The following is a 26,245-nucleotide window of genomic DNA, read 5'->3' on the forward strand; positions in this document are numbered from 1 at the left end:
CGACCGCGCATCCGCGTTTCGCCACTCCGTTCCCCTAGTCGGCCCCCAATTCCTGTTCGATGAGGTCGAAGATCTCGTCGTCGGTGGCTTCGTCGATATCGGCGGGCACGCCGGAGCGGGAATCCACGCCCCACCGCTGGGCCAGCTCGCGCAGGCGCGCCCGGACCTCCTCCGGCGGCGGAGTCCGGTCCAGCGCCCGCTCCAGCTGCTCCAGCTGTTCGGCCAGCGGAGCCGGCGACGCGTACTCGGCGAGCACGCGCTCGCAGAGGTGCTCGGCCAGCGCACGCGGTGTCGGCTGGTCGAACACGATCGTCGCGGGCAGGCTCAGCCCGGTCGCCGAGCCCAGCTCGTCGCGCAGCTCGACCCCGGTGAGCGAGTCGACGCCGAGTTCCTTGAACGGCTTGGCCGCCCGGATGTCGTCGTGCCCGAGCACCCGCGCGGTCGCGGCCCGCACCAGGTCGAGCGCGGCGGGCAGCCGGTCCTCCGCGAGCGCGTCGAGGAGTTTCGCCACGAACGCGGGCGGGCCGCCCGCTTCCGCCGGGGCGGCGGCCGGCTCCGCGGGTGCCGCCGAGGCCTCGGGAAGCTCGTTCAGCAGCGGCCGCGGCCGCGCCATCGTGTAGGCGGGCACGAAGGTGGCCCAGTCCACGTCGGCGCAGACCACGTGCGCGCGGTCGCCGCGCACGGCGCTGCCGAGCACGCCGACCGCCGTCTCCGGTGCCATCACCGGAACCCCGCGGCGCCGGTACAGTTCCGCGGTTTCCCCGTCGACCATCCCGCCACCGCCCCAGGCGCCCCAGGCGATCGAGGTCGCGGCCAGGCCGCGTGCCCGGCGCTGCTGGGCGAGGGCGTCGAGGAATCCGTTCGCGCCGGCGTACGCGGCGGAACCGTGGTTGCCCCACACCGCCGAGACCGAGGAGAACAGCACGAAGGCGTCCAGCGGCTCGTCGGCGAAGAACGCGTCGAGAACCCTTGCGCCGCCGAGCTTCGCGCGCGCGATCTCGGCGAACTCGGTGAGCGACAGCTGCTCCAGCGGCCGCGGTTCCTGCGCGACGCCCGCCGTGTGCACGACCGCGGTCACCCCGACGCCGTCGGGCAACCGCTCCGGGAGCGAGGTCAGCAGCGCCGAGAACGCCTCCTGATCGCCGACGTCGCAGCCGAGGATCGTGACCCCGGCGCCGTGCCCGGCGAGCTCCGCCGCCAGTTCGGCCGCTCCCGGGGCCTCCTCGCCGCGGCGGCTGACGAGCACGAGGTGCTCCGCGCCCTCCTCGGCGAGCCAGCGCGCGACCCGGGCGCCCAGCGCGCCCAGCCCGCCGGTGACCAGTACCGCTCCGCGCGGCCGCCAGCCACCCGTGGTCTCGGAACCGAACGGCGCACGGACCAGCCGGCGCGCACTGGTCCCCGAGGCGCGGACGGCGACCTGGTCCTCGCCGTGGCCGCCGGCCAGGACGGCCACCAGCCGCCCGATCCCGGCATCGTCCACATCGGACGGGACGTCGATCAGGCCGCCCCACTGCGCAGGCCGCTCCAGCCCCAGCACCGCGCCCAGGCCCCAGACCGCGCCCTGCGCGGCGTCGCCGACCGGCTCCCCCTCGGCCGTCGCGACCGCGGAAGCGGTCACGCACCACACCGGTGGCGCGGATTCGCCGAGCGCGCCCAGCAACGTCACCGTGTCGGCGAGGCCGCGGCTCAACGGGGCACAGCGGGGATCGTCGCGCCCGTCCAGCGCCAGCAACGAGAGCACGCCCGCGAAGCGCTGCTGCGCCACGACGGCGGCGACCTCACCGAGCTGGTCCGCGCGCAGCGGGACCACGGCGGCCCCGGCGGCGCGCAGGCCGGCCAGCAGGCGATGGGCCAGTGCGTTCCCGCCCGACGGCATCGGCACCAGCCAGGTGCCGTCGAGGACGGCGGAACCGGCGTCCGGGACGGGCCGCCACTCGATGCCGTACTGCCAGGATCCGGCCATCGCCTCCTGGCGGCGGCGAGAGGGCCGCAGCCAGTACCGCCGGCGCTGGAAGGCGTAGGTCGGCAGCGGAACCCGGTGCACCGGACGCCCGGCGAACCAGCGCCGCCAGTCGGGCGAGGAGCCCGCGACGTGCAGCGTGGCCACCGCGCCGAGCACCGCGGCCACCTCGTCCCGGTCCGCGCGCGAGGCCGCCACGAGCACGGCGGACTCCCGGTCGACGGTCTCGGCGGCGAGCGCGGTCAGCACCCCGGCCGGGCCGACTTCGAGGAACCGCGCCACGCCGAGGCCGGCCAGGTGCCCGACGGCGTCGGCGAACCGGACCGTCGCCCGGACCTGCCCGACCCAGTACCCGGGCGTGCGCAGCAGCGCCGGGTCGGCGAGCTCGCCGGTGACCGTGGAGACCACGGGCAGGCGCGGCTCACCGTAGGAGAGCCCCGCGGCCACCCGGCCGAACTCCGCCAGCATGGCGTCCATGCGCGGCGAGTGGAAGGCGTGGCTCGTGCGCAGCCGCTTGGTCCGCCTGCCGTCGGCGGCGAACCGGCCGGCCAGTGCCGTCACGGCGTCCTCGTCTCCGGACACCACCACCGACGCCGGCCCGTTCACGGCGGCGAGGGACACCGATCCGGGCAGCAGCGGCTCGACCTCGGCCGCCGCGGCCTCGATGGCCACCATGGCCCCGCCTTCGGGCAGCGACTGCATCAGCCGGCCGCGGGCGGCGACCAGCGTGCACGCGTCGTCGAGGGAGAACACCCCGGCCACGTGCGCGGCGGCCAGTTCGCCGATCGAGTGGCCGACGAGGAAGCCGGGGGCCAGGCCCCACGATTCGAGCAGCCGGTACAGCGCGACCTCGAACGTGAACAGCGCGGGCTGGGTGTAGGCGGTGTGGTCGAGCAACGCGGCGTCGGCAGTCCCCTCGCCGGCGAACATGACCTCCCGCAGCGGGCGGTCCGCGAACCCGCCGTCCGCGCCGAGCAGGGCGTCGAACCGCGCGCAGGCCGCGTCCACCGCGTCGGCGAACACGTCGTAGGTCTCGTAGAGCCGCTCGCCCATCCCGGCGTGCTGCGCGCCCTGCCCGGAGAACAGCCACGCGGCCGGTCCGGTGGCGGCGAAGCCCGTGAACACGCCCGGCGCGGTCGTTCCCCCGGCCAGTGCCGCGAGACCCCGCGCCGCCGATTCGTGGTCTTCGGCCAGCACCACGGCACGGTGTTCGAACGCCGAGCGCGAAGTGGCAAGGGAGAACGCGAGGTCGTCGAGCGGGTGCGCGGCGTCCTCTACGACGGCCAGCAGGCTCGCCGCCTGGGCCCGCAACGCGGAATCGGTGCGGCCCGACAGGACCAGCGGCACGGTCCCGGGCACCGGCTCGCGCCCGGCGTCCGGTTCCGGACCGGCGGGCGGCTGCTCGAGGATGACGTGCACGTTCGTGCCGCTGATGCCGAACGCCGAAACGCCGGACCGGCGGACCCGGCCGCGCTCGGGCCACGGGCGTTCCCCGGCGAGCAGCGCGACCGTGCCGCCGGACCAGTCCACGTGCGGTGTCGGGTCCTCGGCGTACGGGCTGCGCGGCAGCACGCCGTGGCGCATCGCCTCGATCATCTTGAGCACGCCGACGAGACCGGACACGGTCTGGGTGTGCCCGACGTTGGCCTTGACCGACCCGAGCCACAGCGGTTCGGCCCGCTCCCCCTCGCCGTAGGTCGCCAGCAGCGCGTTCGCCTCGATCGGGTCGCCGAGCGTGGTGCCGGTCCCGTGCGCCTCGACGGCGTCCACTTCGGACGGTTCGAGCCCGGCCGCGGCCAGCGCGTCCCGGATCACCCGCTGCTGCGCCCGCCCGTTCGGGGCGGTGAGCCCGTTGCTGGCCCCGTCGGAGTTCATGGCCGAGCCGCGCACGACCGCGAGCACCGGGTGGCCGAGGCGCCGGGCGTCGGACAGCCGCTCCACCAGCACGACGGCCGCCCCCTCGGCGAGGGCGAACCCGTCCGCCCGCGCGGAGAACGGCTTGCAGTGACCGTCCTCGGCCAGCCCGCGCTGCCTGCTGAACGCGATGAACTGCGACGGGGTGGCCATCACCATCGCGCCGGCCGCGACCGCGAGCGAGCATTCGCCGGAGCGCAGCGCGTTCGCCGCCAGGTGCAGGGCCGCCAGCGAAGACGAGCACGCCGTGTCAAGGGTGACGGCGGGACCTTCGAGGCCGAAGACGTACGCGATCCGGCCCGAGGCGACGCTCGCCACGTCCCCGGTGACCAGGTAGCCCTCGTCCCGCTCGGGGTCGTTCCGGTTCGGATCGCCGTAGTACTGGTCGGTCACGCCGACGTAGACGCCGGTCCGGCTGCCGCGCAACGACTCGGGCGGCAGGCCGGCGCGTTCCATGGCCTCCCAGGTGAGCTCGAGCAGCAGCCGTTGCTGGGGGTCGGTCGCCAGCGCTTCCCGCGGGGACATGCCGAAGAACTCCGCGTCGAAGTCGCCGCTGTCATGCAGGAACCCGCCGGTCCGGGTGTAGCTGGTGCCGGGCCGGTCGGGGTCCGGGTCGTAGACGCCGGGATCCCAGCCGCGGTCGGCGGGCAGGCCGGACATCACGTCCCCGCCGCGGGCGAGCAGGTCCCAAAGCTGTTCGGGCGAGCCGATCCCGCCGGGCAGCCGGCAGCTCGCCGCGACGATCGCGATCTCGTCCCCGGCCACCGGGGCGGCCGTGGTGCCCGCGCGCGGCCCGGCGCCGGGCTCGGCGCCGCGCGCCAGCGCGAGCAGGTGGTCCGCCAGCGAGGACGGCGTGGGGTGGTCGAAGACGAGCGTGGCGGGCAGCGGGAGGCCGGTCGCCGCACCGAGCCGGTTGCGCAGCTCGACCGACGTCAACGAGTCGAAGCCGAGATCCTTGAACGCCTTGCCGAGTTCCAGCGCCGACGGGTCGTCGTGGCCGAGTGCCCGCGCGGTGTGGGCCCGCACCAGCTCGGTGACCACCCGCTTCGCTTCCTCCGGCCGCTGATGCGCCAGCCGGCGCACCAGCGACGGCTCCTCGGCACCGGACGGCTCGGCCCGCGCCGCCTCGTCGTCCGCACCGCCCAGCCGGGCCAGCAGCGGGCTCGGGCGCACCGAGGCGAACGTCGACACGAACCGCGCCCGGTCCAGCTCCGCGAGCGCGACCACGGTGTCCCGCCGGTCCAGCGCCTGCCGCAGGCCGGCCAGCGCGGGCTCCGGGTCGAGGACCGGCACCCCGCGGCGCCGCAGCACGTCCTGCTGGTGCTCGGCGATCATGCCGCCGCCCGCCCACGGTCCCCACGCGACGGACAGCACCGGCAGGCCTTCGGCACGGCGCTGCTCGGCGAACGCGTCGAGGAAAGCGTTGGCCGCGGCGTACGCGGCGTGCTCGCCGACGCCCCACGTCGCGGAGATCGACGAGAACAGCACGAGGGTGTCGAGCTCGCGGTCGCCGAGCAGCGCGTCGAGATTCCGCACGCCCGCGACCTTGGCTTCGGCGACTTCGGCGACCTCGGCGACGGTGAGCTCGCCGATCGGCGTCAGCGGCGCGATCCCCGCGGCGTGCACGACCGTGCGCACGGGTTCGCCGTCGGCGGCAAGGCCGTCCAGCAACGCCTCGAGCGCTCCGGCGTCGGTCACGTCGCAGGCCGCGACGGTGATCCGGGCGCCCTGGGCGGTGAGCTCGTCGCGCAGTTCGGCCGCGCCGGGCGTGTCGAGGCCGCGACGGCCGGTGAGCACGACGTGGTCCGCGCCCGCGTCGGCGAACCAGCGGGCGAGGTGCCCGCCGAGCCCGCCCGTGCCGCCCGTCACCAGCACCGTCCCGCCGGGACGCCACGGCGTGGCCGGGGCGGTGTCGCCGACCGGGGCGGGCACCAGCCGCCGGGCGAACAACCCGGAGGAACGCAGGGCCAGCTGGTCCTCGCCGTCGAAGCCGGCCAGCGCGGCGCACAGCCGGCCCGCGGCCCGGCCGTCCAGCACCGGCGGCAGGTCCAGCAGCCCGCCCCACCGGCGCGGGAACTCCAGCGCCGCGGTCCGGCCGAACCCCCACACCGCCGCCTGGTCCGGGCTGTCCAGCCGGTCGTTCCGGCCGGTGGTCACGGCGGCGCGGGTCAGCACCCACAGCGGCCCGGCCGCCGGGAGGTCGCGCAACGCCGCGGTCAGCTCCACCGTCGCCGCCAGGCCCGCCGTGAGCACCCCGAACCGGGCGTGCGGCCGCTCGTCCATCGCGAGCAACGAAACCAGGCCCGCCGCGGAAGCGCTGTCACGCAGGGATTCCGCGAACCACGTGCGGTCGGCCGTGTCCGGCACGCGCACGACGGTCGCCCGCGCGCCTCCCGCTTCGAGCGCGGCCACGACGTCGTCGAGCACGTCGGCTCCCTCGGCGGGGGCGAGGACGGCCCAGTCGCCGGACAGCCCGGCGCCGCCGGGCCGGACCGGTTCCCATTCGATCCGGTAGCGCAGCGCGTCGGCGACGGTCTCGGCGTTGCGGCGGCTGCGCCACGCCGACAGCGCGGGTACCAGCGGACGCACTTCGTCCTCGCCCACCGCCAGGGTCTTCGCCAGCTCCCCGACGTCGGAGCGTTCGACGGCGGTCCAGAACCGCCGCTCCACCGGGTCGGTGCCGGCCGTCGAAGGCTGCTCCGGCGAAAGCCAATAACGCCGGCGCTGGAACGCGTACGTCGGCAGGTCCACCCGGCGCGGCCGGTGCCCGCCGAACACCGCGGACCAGTCCGGCGTCACACCGCGCACGTACAGCTCGGCCAGCGACGTGTAGAACCGGCGGAGGCCGCCCTCGTTGCGCCGCAACGTTCCCACGACGACCGTGGGACCCGCCCCGAGCTCGTCGACCGTCTCCTGCACCGCCATGCCGAGCACCGGGTGCGGGCTGCTCTCGACGAAGACGCGGAAACCCTGTGCGGCGAGGGCTCTGGTCGCGGCCTCGAACCGCACCGGACGCCGCAGGTTTTCGTACCAGTAGCCCGCGTCCAGCGTGGCCGTGTCCGTCCATTCCCCGGTCACCGTCGACAGGAACGGCACCCGGGCCGCCATCGGCTCGATGAACGCGAGCTCGTCGAGCAGCTGCTGCCGGAGGCTTTCGACGTACCCGCTGTGCGAGGCGTAGTCCACCGGAACCCGGCGCGCCCGGATCCCGTCGGCCGCGCAGCGAGCCAGCAGCTCGTCCAGCGCGGCGGGCTCCCCGGCGACCACCGTGGCCGTGGGACCGTTGAACACCGCGATGCCGATCCGGCCCGCCCAGTCTTCGATCAGCCGCTCGGTGTCGGACGCCGACAGCGAAACCGACACCATGCCGCCGTGCCCGGCCAGCTCGTCGTGGATCGCCTTGCTCCGCAGCACGACCACCGCCGCGGCGTCACGCAGCGACAGCGCTCCCGATACGCAGGCGGCGGCGATCTCGCCCTGCGAGTGCCCGACCACCGCGTCCGGCTCGATCCCGGTGGCCTGCCACAGCGCCGCCAGCGAAACCATCACCGCGAACGAGACCGGCTGGACGACGTCGACCCGCGCCAGCATCGCCTCGTCGCGCAGCGCTTCGGGCAGCGACCAGTCGGTGAACTCGCTCAGCGCGGCCGCGCATTCGGCCATCCGCGCGGCGAAGACCGGAGCGGTGTCCAGCAGCTCGAGCGCCATCCCGGCCCACTGCGCGCCCTGGCCGGGGAAGACGAAGACCGTGCGGCCGGTCACGTTCGCGGTTCCTTCGACGAGCCCGGCTGGCACCACGCCCTCGGCGAACTCCCGCAGCGCGGCCAGCGGTTCCGCGCACCCGGCGCCGATCGCGACGGCCCGGTGCTCGGCCGCGAACCGCGTGGTCGCCAGCGAGTGGGCCAGATCGGCCGCCCGCGGCTCGCGCATCGAGGTCACCCGCGAGACCAGGCGGCCGGCCTGGGCGCGCAGCGCGTCCGCGCCGCGTCCGGAAAGGACCCACGGCAGCACCGGTTCACTCCCGGTGTCCCGAGGCGGCTCCTCGGCGGGCTCCTCGGCCTGCTCGAGCACGACGTGCGCGTTGGTCCCGCTGATCCCGAACGAGGACACCGCCGCGCGCCGGGGCCGGTCGGCGGCCGGCCACGCGCGCGCTTCGCCGAGCAGGCGGATCGTTCCCGCGCTCCAGTCGATCCGGCTCGACGGCTCGTCGGCGTGCAGGGTGCGCGGCAGCGTCGCGTTGCGCATGGCCTGCACCATCTTGATCACGCCGCCGACACCGGCCGCGGCCTGCGCGTGCCCGATGTTCGACTTCAGCGAGCCGAGCCACAGCGGCCGGTCGGCGGGCCGGTGCCTGCCGTACGTGGCGAGCAGGGCCTCCGCCTCGATCGGGTCGCCGAGCGTCGTCCCGGTGCCGTGTGCCTCCACGGAGTCGACGTCCTCGGGTCCGAGGCCCGCGTCCGCGAGCGCGGCGCGGATGACGCTCTGCTGCGCCGGGCCGCTCGGCGCGGTGAGCCCGTTGGAGGCGCCGTCGGAGTTGACCGCGGAGCCCCGCACGACGGCGAGCACCGGGTGCCCGGCCCGCCGCGCGTCGGCCAGCCGTTCCAGCAGCAGCACACCGGCCCCCTCGGCCCAGCCGGTGCCGCCGGCGCCTTCGGCGAAGGCCCGGCACCGGCCGTCCGCCGCCAGGCCCTGCTGCCTGCTGAACTCGACGAAGATGCCGGGCGACGAAAGCACGGTGGCCCCGCCGGCGAGCGCGAGCCCGCACTCGCCAGCGCGCAGGGAACGCACGGCCGAGTGCAGCGCCACCAGCGACGACGAGCACGCGGTGTCCACGGTGAGGGCCGGACCGTGCAGCCCGAGGGTGTAGGCCAGCCTGCCGGACGCGACGCTCGCGGTGTTGCCGGTGAGCAGGTGGCCCTCGTACCCCTCGGCGCCTTCGGCCAGCCGCGGGCCGTATTCCTGGGACATGATCCCGACGAACACCCCGGTGTCACTGCCGCGCAGCGCCGACGGATCGATGCCCGCGCGCTCGACCGCCTCCCACGAGGTTTCCAGCAGCAGGCGCTGCTGCGGGTCCATGGCCGTGGCCTCGCGCGGCGAGATGCCGAAGAAGTCCGCGTCGAACTCGGCCGCGTCGTAGAGGAAACCCCCCTGGTCGGTGGCCGAGCTGCCCCGGCGGCCGTCCGCGGCGCGCAGCGTGCGCAGGTCCCAGCCGCGGTCCTCGGGGAAGGCGCCGATCGCGTCCACCTCGTCCGCGACCAGGCGCCACAGCTGTTCGGGCGAGCGCACGCCGCCGGGGAACCGGCAGGCCATGCCGACGATGGCGATCGGCTCGTCCGGCGCCGGCTTCGTCCGCGTGCCGTTCCCGGCCCGGCGTGCCCCGGCCGGCTCGCCCGCGAGCCGCTCGGCCAGGTGCTCGGCCACGGCGTGCGGCGTCGGCCGGTCGAAGAGCAGTCCCGCGGGCAGCGCGAGCCCGGTGGCCGCGCTGAGGCGGTTGCGCAGCTCCACCGACATCACGGAGTCGAAACCGGCTTCCTTGAACGTCGTCGTCCGGCCGATCGCGTCCGGATCGCCGTGCCCCAGCACCGCGGCGGCGTGCGCGCGGACGACGTCGAGCGGGTCGAGCGACGGCGTGACCGGGACGTCGTCCTCGACGGCGTCGCCGGGCCAGTACCGCTTGCGCTGGAAGGCATACGTCGGCAGGTCGACCCGCACGCCGCCGGGGAAGACCGCGGCCCAGTCGGGTTCGACCCCGCGCACGTGCAGCTCCGCCAGCGAGGTGAGGAAGCGCGCGAGACCGCCCTCGTCGCGCCGCAGCGTGCCGGCGACCACCGACGGGCCCGCGCCGACGTCGTCGAGCGTCTCCTGCGTGCCCGCCAGCAGCACCGGGTGCGAGCTCACCTCGACGAACGCCGCGTGCCCGGCGGCGGCGAGCGTGCGGACGGCCGCCTCGAACCGCACCGGCTGCCGCAGGTTCGCGTACCAGTACCGAGCGTCCACAGTGGCCGTTTCGATCCACTCGCCGGTCACCGTCGACAGCCACGGCACCCGCGGGACCCGCGGCTCGAGCGCGCCCAGCTCGCTCGTGAGGCTTTCCTCGATCTTCGCCACGTGCACCGAATGCGAGGCGTAGTCCACCGGAACCCGCTTCGCGCGCACGCCGTCGGCCTCGAGGTTGGCGACCAGTTCGTCCAGCGCCGCCGGTTCGCCCGCGACGACGACCGACGACGGGCCGTTGACCGCCGCCACCGTGACCGGCGACCCGGCGATCCGCGCCGTCACCTCGCGTTCGGACAGGCCGATCGAAGCCATGCCGCCGCTGCCGGCCAGCTGTTCGCGGATCACCCGGCTGCGCAGCACCACGACCCTCGCCGCGTCCCGCAGCGACAACGCGCCCGCCACGCAGGCCGCGGCGATCTCGCCCTGCGAGTGCCCGACCACCGCGGCCGGGTGGATCCCGTACGACTCCCACAGCGCGGCCAGCGACACCATCACCGCGAACGACACCGGCTGCACCACGTCGACCCGCTCGAGCAACGCGGGGTCGGCGAGCGCGTCCGTCAGCGACCAGTCGACGAGCTCGGCGAACGCGTCCGCGCACTCCGCCATCCGGGCCGCGAACACCGGCGCGGAGCCGAGCAGTCCGACGGCCATCCCGGCCCACTGCGCGCCCTGGCCGGGGAACACGAACACCGTCGGGCCCGACACGTCCGCGACGCCGCGGATCCCCGCCGCGCCGCCCTGTCCGATGCCGCGCACGGCGGCGGCCAGTTCGGCACGGTCGGCTCCCACGACGGCAGCGCGGTGCTCGAACGCCGAACGGGTGACCGCGAGCGAGAAGCCGATGTCGGCCGCACTGACCTCAGTGGAGTCCGCGTATTCGCCCAGCCGGGCCGCCTGCTCCCGCAGCGCGGCCGCGGAGCGGGCCGACACCACCCACGGCACGACCGCGGAGGAGTCGTCCCCGGTGGCGGCCGCGGGGGCCGGCTCACCGGATTCGGCCAGCACGACGTGGCAGTTCGCCCCGCCGACACCGAACGAACTGACGCCGGCGACGAGCGGGCGCCGCTCGCGCGGCCACGGCTCGGTACCGCGCTGCACCTCGATGTTCGCGGTGTCCCAAGGAATTTCCGGATTGGGCGTCTCGAAGTGCAGGCTCGGCACCAGCTTCCGATGGTGCACGCACAGCACGGTCTTGAGCAGCCCGGCGATCCCGGCGGCCCCCTCCAGGTGCCCGATGTTCGTCTTCACCGACCCGACCCGCACCGGGGCGTCCCCGTGCTCGCCGAGCGCGGCGCCCAGCGCGGCCGCCTCGATCGGATCGCCGGTCCGCGTGCCGGTCCCGTGCAGCTCGACGTACTGCAGCGCAGCGGGTTCGACGGCCGCGCGGCGGACGGCCGCCCGGATCACCCGTTCCTGCGCCGCCGCGCTCGGGACCACGAGGTCCGCGTCGTCGCCGTCGTGGTTCATCGCGCTGCCGCGCAGCACGCAGTAGATCCGGTCGCCGTCCCGGCGCGCCCGGCGCAGCGTCTTCAGCACGACGAAACCGCCGCCTTCGCCGCGAACGAAACCGTTCGCCCGCGCGTCGAACGTGTGGCACCGGCCGTCCGGCGACAGCCCGCCGAACCGTTCGAGCGTCAGCGCGCTCTCCCAGCTCAGGTTCAGGTGCACGCCCCCGGCAAGAGCCACTTCCGACTCACCGCGGCGCAGGCTCTCCGCGGCGAGGTGCACCGCCACCAGCGACGACGACTGTGCCGTGTCGACGGTCAAGCTGGGCCCGGTCACGCCGAGCGCGTGGGAAAGCCGGTTGGCGATCAGCCCGCGGTGCAGCCCGGCCAGGCTGTGGTGGGTGATCGCGTCCGTGCCGTGCTGCCGGGTCACGGCCGCGTAGTCGTCGGCGATGGCGCCGACGAACACGCCCGCGGCCGTGCCGCGCACGGCGGCGGGCACGATGTGCGCGTCCTCCAGCGCTTCCCAGCCCAGTTCGAGCGTGAGCCGCTGCCGCGGGTCCATCGCGACGGCCTCGCGCGCGGAGATGCCGAAGAACCCGGCGTCGAACCGGTCGGCGTCCTCGATGAACCCACCGGCCCGCAGCGGGGTGCCCCCGGCGTCGTCCGGCGGCGCATCGGGGCCCCACCGCCACGGCGGCACCGTGCCCACCGCATCGACCCCGCCGGTGAGCAGCCGCCAGAACGCCGCGGGGCCGTCCGCACCGGGGAGGCGGCAGGACAAGCCGACCACGGCGAGGAGATCCTCGTCCCGGCCGTCACCGGGAAAGCCGTCAGACACGGTGGTACCCATGGCGGCGAGTATCCGGCAGCCGCACCGGCCGCCCCGGCCCTCGGGAACGGAGACTAAGTGAACTCCTACAGCGCTTGCGGCGTGCGCGCCGGCCCGGCCACCCGCGCGCAGAGCACGTCCAGGTACTTGTCGAGCAGCCGCGGCAGGTAGTCCTCGCCGAAGCCCAGCCCGGCCCACTCGGGGACCAGCCGGCGCAGCCGGTCGGTGTTCGTGGGCATGCTCACCACCGGCACGTCCACAGTGGTCCGTTCCGCCACCACGCCGAGCCGGTCCTCGATGCTGTCGACGATCCGCTCGATCGGCTCCAGCACCCCGGAGGCTACGTTGATCACTTTCTGCCGGACACCGCTCGCGAGCACCCGGTCCAGCGCCAGCAGCAGGTGTTCCACGTCGAGCAGGTCGCGGTGGGCGTTGCGGTGCACGGTCACCGAACCGCCGAGGATCTGCCGCCCGAGCGACGGGATCAGCTGGTGGGGCCGCTGTCCCTCGCCGACGATGTGGCTGAGCCGGAACGCGAGGTAGTCCACGCCGGACCGGGCGAGGATCTCCTCCAGCCCGAGTTTGTGCCTGCCGTAGGCGGAAACCGGGTACACCGGGCCCTCCACCAGCCCCGGGCAGTCGTGCGTGCCGTACATCGAATCCGACGCGGTGGAAAAGAACACCACCGTGCGGCCGGATCGCCGTGCGCGGCGCACGACGTCGTAGACCAGGGCCGCTTCCCGGTCGAAGTCCGCCAGCGTCGCGGACGTGGTCTTGGTGACGCCCGCCGCGATGGCCGTGACGTCCGCATGGCGGTCGGCGAACGAGCGGGCGAGGTGCCGCGAGAGGAAGCCGTCTCCGATGATCTCCACAGGCCATTCCGTTTCGTCGGTGGCCCCGACGCGGTGGCGGGGCGGGCGGGTGACTCCGCCGACACCCGGGTTCTCGCGGAAGCGGCACGAAACCGCTTCGCGGCGACGTGGTCCCGAGATCGGCGGCAGGCGTCACGACCGGCGACGACGAGCCCGTGCCGGACCGGCATCCGCGATGCCCGCGCCACGCCACGGCCGCATCGTTCGATCGGTGACCCGACCGAGTCTCACGGGGCTTCGCGCTGCGTGTCAAAGAGACCTACGAGAATGACTAGACGATCGGAATCCGCGCGGCCGCCCGGAAACGGGCGGGCGACCGGCGAGTCGGCGCAGCACGAGGAGGGACCACCGGATCGGCGGTCCCTCCTCGTGCTCCACGCCGGGCAACCACCGGCGAAGTGGCCCGCCGGCGGCATGGCGGAAGGTGCCCGGCACGTCCTTGGCGGCGGTTACCGGCCGGTTCGGGGCGAGTTCGCGGCGCTGAGCCAGTCGGTCAGCAACCGGAACCACCGCTGGTTGTCGGTGCGCTCGCTGAACCAGCGGTGGTTGAGCAGCAGGTACGCCTCCTCGCCGCTGGTGCGGCGGATGATCACCGGAGCGCCGGCCTTCTTCAGGCCACCGCCGAGGAACCGGCCGTACAGTTCGGTGAACTCGTTCGTGATCGCACTGACCTCGCGTGGATACAGCGTGACGTCGCCGTTGTCGTCCCAGCTGCCGAGCACGAGCCGGTCGGAGTAGAGCATCGCGGTACCCCGGTGGGGGAAGATCGCACGCTGGTTGATCGCGGCCTTGGCCTTGTCCGCCAAGCCCATGGCTTGCAGGTCGGCCGCGGTCGCGCCGTAGTACTCATCCTTCGCGAGCAGGCTGTTCGGGTTGCCTTCGGTCATGGCCCCAGTCTTGATCGGCCGCGTCGGCTCGTACAGGCCACGATCGGCTAGCACCACCTGCCGAAGGTCTAGGGGTGCGCGGGCCGGTTACGACTTTGGTCGGTGTTGCCCGGCGTCGTGCGCGAGCAACGCGATCTGCACCCGGTTGTTCAGCCCGAGTTTGCCGAGCAGCCGCGTGACGTGCGCCTTGACCGTCGGCAGGCTCATGTAGAGCTCCTTGGCGATCTCCGCGTTGGTTTTCCCTTCACCGATGGCGTTCGCGACCTGCCGTTCGCGGTGGGACAGTCCGGCCAGTGCCGTCGCCGCGGCCCGCTGCCGGGCGGATTCCGCCGACTCGGTGTCGTCGGTGACGTGGTTGATGAGCTGCCGGATGACGCTCGGCGAGAGGATCGGGTCGCCGGCCGCGACCCGCCGGATGGCGTCCACGATCTCCGCCGGCGGGGTGCGCTTGAGCAGGAAGCCGCCGGCCCCCGCCCGCAGCGCGCGCAGCACGTGGTCGTCGCTGTCGAGGGTGGTCAGCACGATGACCTCGATCCCGGGGTCATCCTTGCGGAGGCGCTCGGTGGCGACGAGACCGTTCGTCCCCGGCATGCGGATGTCCATCAGGACCACGTGCGGCGCGGTTTTCTCGACGGCGGTGGGCACTTCGCCGCCGTCGGCGGCCTCGCCGACGATCTCCAGGTCGGCGACGCCGCCGAGCATCGTCCGCAACCCGCTGCGGACCAACGGGTCGTCGTCGACGATCAGCACCCGGATCGGCGGGCTCTGCGGCTGGCTCATGACGGCCAGGGTAGCCAAGCCCGGATGCGGAACTCCCCGGCCATGGTGCGGCCGTGCTCGAAGCGACCGCCGGCGAGGCTGGTCCGTTCGCGCAGCCCGGTCAGCCCCACCCCGGAGCCCGGCAGCGGCGCCGCGCCCTTCGGACGGGCGCCGGACCCGGCCAGCGCGTTGCGCATGGAGATCTCGACCCCCTCCTCCGGCGACCCGTGGATCGCCAGGTGCACGACGGCCTCCGGCGCGTGTTTGCGCGCGTTCGTCAGGCCCTCCTGCACGATCCGGTAGGTGGTCCGGCCCAGCAGCGCCGGAACGCCCTCGAGGCCGGTGATCGCGTCGTCGAACTCGATCTCGGTGCCGACCGCGCGGGCCTCCTCGACCAGCGACGGCACGTCGGCCATGGTCGGCTGCGGGCCTTCCTCTTCCGGTTCCGTCTCCCGCAGCACGTGGATGACGCCCTGGAGGTCGACCAATGCCTGGTACGCGCTGGCCCGGATGACCCCGGCCGCCTGGCTGATCTCCTCCGGCGGCGCGTCCGGCCGGAACTCCAGCGCGCCCGCGTGCATGCTCAGCAGCGAGAGCCGGTGCGCCAGCACGTCGTGCATCTCCCGGGCGATGCGCTCCCGCTCGCGCAGCCTGCCCTGGCTGACGCGCAGTTCCTGCTCGGCCTCGGCCCGCTCGGCCCGTTCCGCCAGCGACACCACGAGCTGCCGCCGCGCCCGCACGCCCATCCCCCACACCACGGCGAGCACGCTGAGCGCCGCGGCGATGCCGACCGCCATCCAGTACACCAGCGGCGTGTCCGGCTCCAGGCGGTAGATCCGGAACTGCACGAGCGGCGAGAGCACGCCCAGCACGAGCAACGGGACCACGGTGGCCGTCTTGCGGTGCACGGCGACGGTGAACAGCGCGATCGCGCTCGCCCCCGACGCGTGCGGGAACCAGACCGACAGCACCATGAGCACGAACGCCAGCTGCACCGGCCACCGCCGCCGGAACCACAGCGAGAGGCAGGCGGCGGCCGAGACCGTCAGGCTGAGCGTCACCGAGATCGAGGGGGTCGCGTCCGGGTCCCGCACCCACAGCGACACCACGCCCATGACGAAGGCGAACAGCACGCACAGGCCGTCGGTCAGCCAGTCGCGCAGCGAGCGGCGCGCACGGCCGCCGCCGGGATGGGCGGTGGCCTCGAGGGTCGCCGGCAGCATCGCCGGGTACTCGGGTCCGCGCGTGGCGGGCCGGTCCGCGCTCATCGGGCCTCCGGCTCGGGTTCGGTGGCCTGCGCACCGACCACGAAGGGCGCCAGCAGCCCGGGGACGGCCTCGCCGGCGAAGGCCAGGCCGTCCGGAAATCCGACGTCACGCACCTGGTACGCGCCGCCCTTGCCCGCCGCGGTCACGGCGCTGACGGTGACCAGCCCGGCCAGGCGCTGGCCCGGCGAGCGGGAGATCCGCCACCCGATCACGCCGTCCCGGCGCAGCGCCACGGTGTGCCGCCGCAGCGTCCCGTACCGGGTGACCAGGTAGTCGCCGGAGACTTCGTGGCCGAGAGCCCGGTAGGCGTCGACACCGAGCAGCACCGCGATCAGCACGCCGGCCACCGCGACGATCCCCGCGCCGGGCAGCACGTCCGGTGCGACGGTCCAGCCGAGCACCGCCAGCACGACCGCGGGCACGAGCGCGGCCGCCACCGAGCGGAGCAGCCGACGTCGCAGCGCGGCACGCGGGTGCGAACGCAGCGGTGTGGTCGCCGTCGGCGACGGCGCCTGTTCGGCGATCGCCCCCGCGATCCGGTCGGCTTCCCCGCGCGGCACGGCCGGGGTGACCACCTGCATGCCCGTGTAGTCGTCGTCCGAGCTGCCGAGGCCGGTCGCGATCACCTCGACCCGGCCGGCCCCGAACAGCCGCAGCGGCAACGGTTGCGTCACCTCGACCCCGCGGATGCGCCGACGGTCGATCGCGATCCGGCGGGTCGTGACCAGACCGCGGCGGACCCGGTAGGTGTAGCGCCCCTCGACCTCGAACCGGTAGCGCCACCACTGCTCGCAGAACAGCAGCAGGCTGCTCAGCGCGCTGAGGACGGCGAAGACGCCGCCGAACGAAAGGATCACCTGCGCGGGTGAAGCCTCCCGGAAGAACCGGGCCAGCCAATCGAAAACACCGTCGAGGGTCAGGCCGAACCAGTCCGCCACCCGGGTCGCGAGCGCGACGATCCCGACGATCGCCAGCCCGCCCCACATGGTGAGCGGCGCGTAGCGGATCCACGACCACCGCAGCGCGGCGATCGTGCCGTCCTCGGCCGTGCCGCGCGCGGAGTTCTCCGCCGACGCGTCGGCGCCCGCGAGCAGCTCCGCCTGCAGGGCGAGCGCGTCCCGCTTCGCCAGCGCGGAGAGCTTCACTTCGTGGTCTTTGCCGTGCGACCCGCTGCCCGTGCCGACGCGCACGACGACGAGCGCGAACAGCTGCTGCGCCGGCCCGGCGGTCAGGTCGACCCGGCGCACGCGGTCGCGCCGGATCGACCGGTGCCTGCGCAGCACCAGCCCCTTGCGCAGCTCGAACACCTCGCCGGTCAGCCGGAAGCGGGTGGTGAGCAGCTGGACCATCTCGTACCCGGTGACCGCGACGAAGGCGACGCTGACCATGGCGAGCTTGTACAGCGACGCGACCTGGAGGTCACCGCCGGTCCACACCGCGTACGCCCCCAGCGAGGCGGCGGGCGGTACGAGCCACTTCAGGTGCACGCCGAGCATCCGGAGGTTCAGCCGCCGCCAGCCGTCGCCCGGCCCGGCCTCGGCCGGACCGGTGTTTCCGGACGGCGCCACCGCGGTTTCCCCGGCCAGGATCTCGGTTCGTCCCTGCCCTTCCGGCATGCCGCCCACCCCCCAGTGATCACTGGGCACGACGATAGCAAACCGGACGATCTCGCTGTGACCGCCGGAACACGCGCCGGAGTCGCCCGCTGAGCGGACCTCCCGCCGAACGCAAAAGACTAGGGTTTTCGCCCGCGGTCCGGGCCCGGGGTTGCCGGTGCGGCCGGCAGCGCAGGAAAGTCGGGACATTCCCCCGTACCCCGAACGCAGGAGAGTGACTTCCGTGGCGGACAACGCGGAGGCGCAGCCGTGGATCCGGCGCTACCACCCGATCCCCGACGTGCCGGTCAACCTGGTCTGCCTGCCCCACGCCGGCGGCTCGGCGAGCTACTTCTTCCCGGTCTCCCGTGCGCTCGCGCCGCGGGTCGGCGTGCTCGCCGTGCAGTACCCCGGACGCCAGGACCGCAGGCACGAGCCCGGTGTGCCGAGCATCGGTGCGCTCGCCGACGCGGTGACCGAAGCCCTGCGGCCCCACACCGGCACCCCGCTGGCGATCTTCGGCCACAGCATGGGCGCGACGCTGGGGTTCGAGGTCGCGCTCCGGCTGGAGAGCGCGGGCGTCACCCCGCTGGCCCTGTTCGCCTCGGGGCGCCGGGCGCCGTCCTGCCACCGGGACGAGCGGTACCACCTGCTCGGCGACCGCGAGTTCGTCGCCGAGATCAAGTCGCTCAGCGGCGCGAACACGCACCTGCTCGACGACGAGGAACTGCTGGCGACGGCGCTGCCCGCGCTGCGCAGCGACTACCGGGCCGCCGAGACCTACCGCTACGAGCCGGGTCCCCCGCTGCACTGCCCGATCCACGCGCTGGTCGGCGAATCGGACCGGAAGGCGACCGTGGCGGAGGCCGGCGCCTGGGCCGGCCACACGACGGCGGAATTCACCCTGCACACCTACCCCGGCGGCCACTTCTACCTCGACGAGCAGGCCCCGCGCGTCCTGGACGTGATCACGCGGGCGCTGACCGCACGCCACCTTTCGAACAGCGGGAAATAGCCACAAGTCGCATTGACGGCGAGAACGCGGAACCATCGGCAGCCTCGTTCGAGACCGTTGCCCCTAGGCACGGACCGGGCACCGGGGCTTCAATGAACGGGACGCACCGAGCACGGGAGTACGGCCCGGAATTCGGAGCGCTGTGCCATCCCTTAGGGGATACCAGCGCTGGCGCGGCAAAACAGGAGACCCCCAGCTGTATTGTCGCGTCAGCGCGCCCGGCCCCCGCGCGCCCCCACCCTCGTGAGTGAGAAACAGTGTTCTAACCCTGTTTCCCACTCACGAGAGCCGCGGCAGACCCCCCGCCGGCGCGTCCCGGCCCCCTGCTCCTCCGCCGGACCGACGCGCGGATCCCGCGCGGGCTCTGAAAGCGTTTTCAGTACAGACGACCCGCTTGGCCCACTCGGGCCGCCGCCACCCGGTGCTACCGTCGCCTCACCGAAGGCCCGCTCCGACTGGGAGCGCTCTCAGGCACTCGGTGTCCGGCACTTTCCCGCCCGCAAGGAGGCGTGCAATGGGTTCGTACGGAAGCATTGCCCACAAGAAAGCGCTTGCTGTGAGCGCCGCGCTGGTCACGATCGCCGCGCTGGCCCCGCCGTCCGCCGCCGCCGCGGCCACCACCCTCTACGTGGCCCCCAACGGCAAGGACTCCGCCGCCGGCACCCAGGCGGACCCGACCACCCTGCCCGCGGCGCTCACCCGGATCGATTCCGGCGGCACCATCTCGCTCCGGGGCGGCACCTATTCCTACAGCCAGACCGTCACCATCGCGCCTGGCAACAACGGCACCGCCGGCGCGCGCAAGACGCTGTCCGCCTACCCCGGCGAGCAGCCGGTGCTGAACTTCTCGGCCATGAAGGAAGACCCGGCCAACCGCGGTCTCGCCGTCAACGGCTCGTACTGGCGCATCGCCGGCATCGTCGTCGAACGGGCCGGGGACAACGGGATCTTCGTCGGCGGGAGCAACAACGTCATCGAACGCGTCGTCACCCGGTTCAACCGCGATTCCGGGCTGCAGATCTCCCGGATCGCCTCGAGCACGCCGAAGGACCAGTGGCCGTCGAACAACCTCGTCGTCAGCTCCGAATCGCACGACAACGCCGACTCCGACGGCGAGGACGCCGACGGGTTCGCCGCGAAGCTCACCGCGGGCCCCGGCAACGTCTTCCGGTACGACGTCTCCCACCACAACATCGACGACGGCTGGGACCTCTACACCAAGACCGACACCGGCCCGATCGGCCCGGTGACCATCGAGGACTCCCTCGCCTACGCCAACGGCACCCTCAGCAACGGCACGGTGAACAAGAACGGCGACCGCAACGGCTACAAGCTCGGCGGCGACAAGATCGCGGTCAACCACATCGTCCGGCGCGACATCGCCTACCGCAACGGCCACCACGGGTTCACCTACAACAGCAACCCCGGGTCGATGTCCGTTTCGGACAACGTCGGCATCGACAACGCCGAACGCAACTTCTCCTTCGACACCGGGACTTCGGTGTTCCGCAACGACACTTCGTGCCGCTTCGCCAGTGGCGGCTCGAACGACAAGACGGTCGGCAACGTCGACAGCTCGGACCAGTTCTGGACGGGTAAGAACGGGTCACGGTGCTCGTCCTACGCCGGCACGATGAAGTGGTCCTTCGCCTCCGACGGCCGGTTGGTGGTCACCTTCGGCTGACCCGGCCGCGTGGTGGACCGGCCGGACCGCCGGCCCACCACGCGCGGTGACCGGCGTCACCCGATCCTGTCGAAAAGCTGTGAACCGGACAGACCCGGCACTCCCGGCGCGGCCCACGCGTTCTTCCTGGTGAACGAACGGAGGGACCATGGGTGCGCTGGGAACACTGCTCGGCTTCTTGCTGAGCCTGTACCTGCTGGTGCTGGTCGCGCGGATGGTGCTGGACTGGGTCGCGGTGGTGGCGAACACGCCGCCGTGGGCGCGGCGCGCCCGCGGGCTGGCCTACGCCGCGACCGAGCCGGTGATCGGGCCAGTGCGGCGGGTCGTGCGGCCGGTGCGGATCGGCGGGCTCTCGCTCGACCTGGCCTTCACGCTGGTCTTCATCGGCGTGATCGTGCTGCGCGGAATCGTGTACGCGCTTTAGAGCGGGCCGCGGAACCCCGCGGACAGCCGGTCGACGCTGCGCTCGAGCTCGGCGCGCAGCCCCCGCAGGTCGACGCCGTCGGGGTCGATCAGGGCCTGCATCGAGATCCCGCGCAGCTGGGCCAGCAGCGCCGAAGCGTACGAATCGGGGTCGCGGACACCGGAGATCGACCCGTCCGCGACCCCGCTGGCCACGGTCTGCGCGATGGCGAACCGGAACCGGCGGTCGGCCTCGGTCAGCGCGCCGCGCAGGGCCGAGTACTCCGCCGCCGCGTCGCCCCACAGGACCAGGAACGCCTGGTTGAGCGTCGGCATCGTGCGGATCAGCTCGAAGATGATGTCCAGCAGCGCGCGCAGCATGTCCATCGGGGTCGCGGTCGCCGCCCCGGTCCGGGCCGCGACGGCCTCGCTGTAGACCTCGGTGAACTCCTCGACGGCGTGCTCGACGAGCCGTCGCCCGAGCCCGTCCTTGTCGCCGAAGTGCTGGAAGATCACCGACCGCGCGTAGCCGGAGCGGGCGCAGACACCGCCGAGCTTCAGCCTGCCGAAGCCCTCTTCGGCGATCAGGTGAGCAGCGGCATCCAGGATGCGTGCCTCGACGACGCCGTCGCCGTCCTCCTGGATCCGGCCTTCGGCGGCGCGGTCCACCCGGGCCATGTTAGCGACTGCAACCGCGCGCCACCGGGCGAGCCGTCAGCGGACCGTGCGCGGACCGTCAGCGGCCGCCCGCACTCTCGGTCCCGGCATCCACCGACCCGAGAGGAACCCTCCGATGACCGCCAAGACCGTGCTCGTCTCCGGGGCCGGCATCGCCGGCCCGGCCGCGGCCCACTGGCTGCACCGCGCCGGCCACCGCGTGACCGTCGTCGAGTCCGCACCGGCCCCGCGGCCCGGCGGCCAGGCCGTCGACTTCCGCGGCGAGCAGGTGAAACTGCTGGCCGCGATGGGCGTGCTCGACGAAATCCGCCGGTACGAGACGGCGATGGGCGACCAGACCGTGCTCGGTCCCGACGGCCGTCCGGCGCTGACCGTGCCCGGCGCCGCCTGGAGCGGCGAGGTCGAGATCCTGCGCGGCGACCTCGCGCGGATCCTGTACCGGCACACCGCGGACCACACCGAATACGTCTTCGGTGACCGCGTCACGAGCCTCACCGAGACCGCCGACGGCGTCGAAGTCACCTTCCGCCGCGGCGCGCCGAGGAAGTTCGACCTGGTCGTCGGGGCCGACGGCGTGCACTCCGGCGTCCGGGCCGCCGCCTTCGGGCCGGAGGAGGACTTCCGGCGCGACCTCGGCTTCGGCATCGCCGGGTTCACCGCGCCCAACCACCTCGGCCTCGACCACACCAGCATCATGTACAACGAGCCCGGCCGCGGCCTGGTGGTGGGCAGCCACCGGCTGCCGGACCGGCTGCACGTCGGCCTGGTCTTCGCGGCCGACGGCATCGAGTTCCACCGCCGTACGCCCGGCGAGCAGGCGGCCCTGCTCGCGCAGCTGTTCGCCGACACCGGCTGGGAGACGCCGAAGCTGCTCGAAGCGCTCCCCGCGGCCGACGACCTGTACGTCGATTCGATCAGCCAGATCCACCTCGACCGCTGGTCGGCGGGCCGGGTGGTGCTGCTCGGCGACGCCGCGTGGTGCGCCGGGCCGGGCGGCTCGGGGACGGGACTGGCGATGATGGGCGCCCAGGTGCTGGCCGGCGAGCTCGCGGCGGCCGGCGGCGACCACGTGACGGCGTTCGCGAAGTACGAGCAGCGGCTGCGGAAGCCGGCCACGATCGGGCAGAAGAACGGCAAGGGCTCCGGCAACTTCCTCGCGCCGCGCACGGCCGCGAAGATCCGCAGCCGCAACCGCGGTTACCGGATGCTCAGCACGCGGCTGTTCGGCAGCATCTTCACCTGGATGACCGACCGGGCGGCCAACGCGCTCGAATACCGGGCCTACCCGCAGCTCGATTCCTCTCATCGGGGGACCCGGCTGGCGGCCGGGCGTGAGCCGGGTCACTCTTGACGCCATGTCAGCCCCGGTCAGGACCGCCCTCGCCGGCCTGGCCGTGCTGGCCCTGGGTGTGGTCACGGCGCTGAACGTCCGTTCCCTGCCGGTCATCGGCGACGGGACGACGTACGCGGCCGAGTTCGCCGAAGCGGCCGGGCTGGGGGTGGGCAACGACGTCCGCGTCGCCGGCGTCGAGGTCGGCCGGGTGTCGGACGTCCGGCTGCGCGGCGACCACGTGCTGGTTTCCTTCCGGGCGAAGGGAGCCTGGCTGGGCGACGCGACGACCGCGGCGATCCGGCTGAAGACGGTGCTGGGCCAGAAGTACCTCGCCCTCGACCCGCAGGGCGAGGCCACGCTCGACCCGGGCGTGCCCATCCCGCGATCGCGCACGACGGTGCCCTACGACATCCTCACGGCGTTCGGCGACCTCTCGTCCACAGTGGACCGCATCGACACCGCCCGGCTGGCCCGGAGCTTCGACACGCTTTCGGCGACCCTGGCGAACACGCCGCAGAGCGTCCGCGCGGCGCTGACCGGGCTCTCGCGGCTGTCGGATTCGCTGGCGTCCCGGGACCGGCAGCTCGGGTCACTGCTGGGCAACACGCGGGTGGTGTCGCAGACGCTCGTCGACCGCGACGCGGCCGTCCGCCGCCTCCTCGACGACGGCAACGAGCTCCTGGCGGAGGTGATCAACCGCGAGACGGCGATCACCACCCTGCTCGACGGCTCCCGTCGGTTGTCGGCGGAGCTGTCCGGGCTGATCGCGGAGTCACGGGTGGGACCGCTGCTGGCCGACCTGGACCAGCTGACGTCGATGCTGCAGCGCAACCAGGACGCGCTGGCCGCGGGCATCCGGGGCTTCGCGCCGTTCGTCCGGCTGGGGACCAACATCGCGGGGAGCGGCCGCTGGGTCGACGGCTACCTGTGCGGGCTGGTCCTGCCGTCGTTCGGCCCGCTGAACGAAGAAGGCTGCCACGGCTAGGGTTTCGAGCGCGCACTCCCCTGCGCGGCGGCGCACAGCACCGGCTCGCCGTCGGTGTCCACCGTGTACACGTCGCACCGGCAGGTGGCCCGCGACCGCCCGGCCTGCACGACGACGGCGCGGGCCCGCAAGGTGACCCCGACCGCCGGGCGGAGGTAGTCGATCGCGAAGCCGGCCGTGAGCAGCGCCGGGCCGAGCACCGTTCCCGCCGCGAAGGTGAGCGCGTTGTCGGCCGCGTAGGCGAGGACACCGCCGTGAAGGTAGCCGTTCTGCTGCTGGAGTTCTTCGCGGATGTCCAGTTCGAGCGTGGCCGCGCCCTCGCCGAACTCGGTCAGCCGGGCGCCGAGGAGCCGGCTGAACGGCTGGCTCGCCAGACCCGCGCGCGCTGCTGCGAAATCGAGCATGACCCCTCACTTCACTAGTGAAGTCAGCATGGCGCGGTATGTCCGGGACTGTCAAGATCGGGGCGTGCCCGAACCCGATCAGCGCCTGTTCTTCCTGCTCCAGCAGGCCGCCCACCGGCTGCGCGTGGCGGCCGACCGCCGCTGCCTCGCCGCGGCGGGCATCACCACGGCCCAGCTCGGCGCCCTCTTCGCCGTGCGCGAAGGCGCCCTGACCCAGCGGGACCTCGCGGCGCGGCTCGGCCAGCGCGAATCCGCGGTGACGGCGATGGTCACCCGGCTCGTCGAGGCGCACCTGGTCGCCAAGCAGCCACATCCCCGCGAGCACCGGGCGGTGGTTCTGCGGCTGACAGCGGCGGGCGAGGAGGCGCTGACCCGCGTCGCACCGGAGATCGAGGAGTTCAACGCGCAGTTGCGCGCGGTTCTGGGCGAAGCGGGCTTCCGGCAGACCGCCGAAGCCGTCGGCAAGCTGGCCCGCGAGGAGTGGTGAGCCGCTAGGCCACGATCAGCCGGAACCCCGCGTCCCACTCCGGCAGCTCCAGCAGCTCCGCGTGCTCCCGCTGCCACCGCCCGGACTCCAGGTCCGCCCGCAGCCGGTCGATCCCCCGGGACACCGCCTCCGGCGCGGTCTGGGCCAGCGCCGAGCACGACCGGCGGACCGCCGGGTCCAGGTAGGCCTCCGGCCGTCGCCAGTACGCCGGGAAGACGCCGTCCGTGAAGTCCCACGGCACCGGCAACGGCCGCACCGAAGACGCGCCGAGGAAGTCGGCGATCTCCGGCGCCGAAGGACGTGAGTCCTCGAGCGCGGCCACCTCCGGCACGTACTCCCGCACGAACCAGAAGTCGTTGTGCAGGGCCGTGTCGTAGGCGAGGACGACCTGCCGGGACGCCACCCGCCGCAGCTCGGTGAGCCCGGCGCGCCAGTCGGGCCAGTGGTGCACCGTCAGCACCGCCAGCGCGGCGTCGAACGTGCCCGAGGCGAACGGAAGCGCTTCCGCGACCGCCCGCACGACCGGCGCGGCCTCCGGGGACCGCTGCCGGATCATCTCCGCCGACGGCTCGACCGCGACGACGTCCCGCGCGGGCGGCTCGTAGGACCCCGTTCCGGAGCCGACGTCCAGCACCGAAGCCGCGGCGCCCAGCGCGGACACCACCGGCTCGAGCCAGCGCGGGTCGGTCCGCCGTCCCAGCGCGTAGCCGACGCCGATCTCGTCGTAGCGGGCCGTCACCGCTCGGGCCCGTCGCCGCCGTTCTGCTCGGCCAGGAACCGCTCGAACTGGGAGCCGAGCTCCTCCGCCGTCGGCATGTGCTCGACCGACTCCGCGAGCAGGCTGCCGCGGTCGGAGGCCTCGACGAACGTGTCGTACTGCCGCTCCAGGGCGCGGACGACGTCGGCGATCTCGTCGGACTCCGCGACCTGGCGGTTGATCTCGGCGTCGGCCAGGTCCGCGGCCGCGCGCAGCTCGCCCTCGGGCAGGCTCAGCCCGGTCGCCCGGCTCAGCGCGTCGAGCACGATCAGCGAGGCCGCCGGGTACGTCGACTGGGCGAGGTAGTGCGGCACGTGCGCGGCGAAGCCCATGGCGTCGTGGCCCCACTCGCCGAGCCGGTACTCCAGCAGCGCGGCGAGGCTGCCCGGCACCTGCAGCCGGTTCGGCAGCGGCTGGTTGTCGCCGACCAGGTCCTTGCGGGTGGCGTGCGCGGTGACGCCGAGCGGGCGGGTGTGCGGCGCGCCCATCGGGATGCCGTGGAAGCCGGCGGTCAGCCGGACGCCCCAGCGCTCGACCAGGTTCCGGACCGCCGCACTGAACCGCTCCCAGTCGTGGTCCGGCTCCGGGCCGGACAGCAGCAGGAACGGCGTGCCGTCGGTGTCGTGCAGCAGGTGCACCACCAGCTCGGGCGCGTCGTAGTCCTCCCAGTGGTCGACCGCGTAGGTCATCGTCGGCCGCCGCGAGCGGTAGTCGATGAGCCGGTCGACGTCGAAGCGGGCGATCACCCGGTGCTCGCCGCCCAGCAGGTGCTCGGCCAGCAGACGGCCCGCCGAGCCGGCGTCCATGAACCCCTCGAAGTGGTGCAGCAGCACCGCGCCGGTCAGGTCGGGGACGTCCGAGTCCACCTCGTACAGGTCGTCGGGATCGAGTCCCACCGGGTCCTCCTGCTCTCCGCTACACCAATCCGTCAAGCACAACACACCCGGAGAGCGATTCCATTCCTC

General features: G+C 73.7%; 16 protein-coding genes. 6 read left to right on the top strand and 10 right to left on the bottom strand.

What is annotated here, in order from left to right; genetic code table 11:
* Positions 1-34 precede the first annotated feature (34 nt).
* The 6 genes from ACFPLC_RS05445 to ACFPLC_RS05470 form a co-directional block, all read right to left on the bottom strand.
* Entirely contained in the window at positions 35-12,175 is a 12,141-nt protein-coding gene (locus tag ACFPLC_RS05445) for a type I polyketide synthase (RefSeq protein WP_378235716.1), read from the bottom strand.
* A gap of 65 nt (positions 12,176-12,240) precedes the next feature.
* Positions 12,241-13,026: an NAD-dependent epimerase/dehydratase family protein gene (locus tag ACFPLC_RS05450; RefSeq protein ID WP_378188816.1), complete on the bottom strand. Its 786-nt coding sequence runs from the start codon at positions 13,024-13,026 to the stop codon at positions 12,241-12,243.
* Between the two features lie 449 nt (positions 13,027-13,475).
* Positions 13,476-13,913: a hypothetical protein gene (locus tag ACFPLC_RS05455; RefSeq protein WP_378188817.1), complete on the bottom strand. Its 438-nt coding sequence runs from the start codon at positions 13,911-13,913 to the stop codon at positions 13,476-13,478.
* An 87-nt stretch (positions 13,914-14,000) separates the two neighbouring features.
* Positions 14,001-14,693, bottom strand: coding sequence for a response regulator transcription factor (locus tag ACFPLC_RS05460; protein WP_378188818.1), 693 nt, complete (start codon positions 14,691-14,693; stop codon positions 14,001-14,003).
* Positions 14,690-15,940 (bottom strand): sensor histidine kinase, encoded by a 1,251-nt coding sequence (locus ACFPLC_RS05465; RefSeq protein ID WP_378188819.1) that lies wholly within the window; start codon positions 15,938-15,940, stop codon positions 14,690-14,692. Before ACFPLC_RS05465 ends, ACFPLC_RS05460 begins: the two co-directional genes overlap by 4 nt.
* Positions 15,937-17,556: a PH domain-containing protein gene (locus ACFPLC_RS05470; RefSeq protein WP_378188820.1), complete on the bottom strand. Its 1,620-nt coding sequence runs from the start codon at positions 17,554-17,556 to the stop codon at positions 15,937-15,939. Before ACFPLC_RS05470 ends, ACFPLC_RS05465 begins: the two co-directional genes overlap by 4 nt.
* 223 nt (positions 17,557-17,779) lie before the next feature.
* Between ACFPLC_RS05470 and ACFPLC_RS05475 the strand changes: the two genes are divergently transcribed.
* The 3 genes from ACFPLC_RS05475 to ACFPLC_RS05485 all read left to right on the top strand — a co-directional run bounded on the left by ACFPLC_RS05475 (position 17,780) and on the right by ACFPLC_RS05485 (position 20,658).
* Positions 17,780-18,550: a thioesterase II family protein gene (locus ACFPLC_RS05475; protein ID WP_378188823.1), complete on the top strand. Its 771-nt coding sequence runs from the start codon at positions 17,780-17,782 to the stop codon at positions 18,548-18,550.
* 514 nt (positions 18,551-19,064) lie between these two features.
* Positions 19,065-20,234: a right-handed parallel beta-helix repeat-containing protein gene (locus tag ACFPLC_RS05480; protein ID WP_378188824.1), complete on the top strand. Its 1,170-nt coding sequence runs from the start codon at positions 19,065-19,067 to the stop codon at positions 20,232-20,234.
* 148 nt (positions 20,235-20,382) lie between these two features.
* A complete protein-coding gene (locus tag ACFPLC_RS05485) occupies positions 20,383-20,658 on the top strand; it encodes a YggT family protein (protein ID WP_378188825.1) in 276 nt (91 codons plus the stop codon).
* On the opposite strand, the gene ACFPLC_RS05490 is transcribed toward ACFPLC_RS05485, so the two are convergent.
* Positions 20,655-21,314 carry a TetR/AcrR family transcriptional regulator gene (locus tag ACFPLC_RS05490; RefSeq protein ID WP_378188827.1) on the bottom strand — a complete coding sequence of 220 codons (660 nt, stop codon included), beginning with the start codon at positions 21,312-21,314 and terminating at the stop codon, positions 20,655-20,657. The genes ACFPLC_RS05485 and ACFPLC_RS05490 overlap by 4 nt on opposite strands.
* Before the next feature lie 115 nt (positions 21,315-21,429).
* On the opposite strand from ACFPLC_RS05490, the gene ACFPLC_RS05495 reads away from it, so the two are divergent.
* Complete coding sequence (locus ACFPLC_RS05495; protein WP_378188828.1) at positions 21,430-22,665, top strand: FAD-dependent monooxygenase; 1,236 nt, start codon at positions 21,430-21,432, stop codon at positions 22,663-22,665.
* A gap of 4 nt (positions 22,666-22,669) precedes the next feature.
* Positions 22,670-23,632: an MCE family protein gene (locus ACFPLC_RS05500; protein WP_378188829.1), complete on the top strand. Its 963-nt coding sequence runs from the start codon at positions 22,670-22,672 to the stop codon at positions 23,630-23,632.
* Here ACFPLC_RS05500 and ACFPLC_RS05505 read toward each other — a convergent pair.
* Positions 23,629-24,036, bottom strand: coding sequence for a PaaI family thioesterase (locus tag ACFPLC_RS05505; protein ID WP_378188830.1), 408 nt, complete (start codon positions 24,034-24,036; stop codon positions 23,629-23,631). The two genes, ACFPLC_RS05500 and ACFPLC_RS05505, sit on opposite strands and share 4 nt — an antisense overlap.
* 64 nt (positions 24,037-24,100) lie before the next feature.
* Between ACFPLC_RS05505 and ACFPLC_RS05510 the strand changes: the two genes are divergently transcribed.
* A complete protein-coding gene (locus ACFPLC_RS05510) occupies positions 24,101-24,523 on the top strand; it encodes a MarR family winged helix-turn-helix transcriptional regulator (protein WP_378188831.1) in 423 nt (140 codons plus the stop codon).
* Between the two features lie 4 nt (positions 24,524-24,527).
* Here ACFPLC_RS05510 and ACFPLC_RS05515 read toward each other — a convergent pair whose 3' ends face one another.
* Positions 24,528-25,262, bottom strand: a complete 735-nt coding sequence (locus ACFPLC_RS05515; protein ID WP_378188834.1) for a class I SAM-dependent methyltransferase — start codon at positions 25,260-25,262, stop codon at positions 24,528-24,530.
* Positions 25,259-26,176 (bottom strand): proteasome assembly chaperone family protein, encoded by a 918-nt coding sequence (locus tag ACFPLC_RS05520; RefSeq protein WP_378188835.1) that lies wholly within the window; start codon positions 26,174-26,176, stop codon positions 25,259-25,261. Before ACFPLC_RS05520 ends, ACFPLC_RS05515 begins: the two co-directional genes overlap by 4 nt.
* Between the last annotated feature and the right edge of the window lie 69 nt (positions 26,177-26,245).

This window comes from Amycolatopsis plumensis (genome assembly GCF_042652605.1).
Lineage (GTDB): Bacteria > Actinomycetota > Actinomycetes > Mycobacteriales > Pseudonocardiaceae > Amycolatopsis > Amycolatopsis plumensis.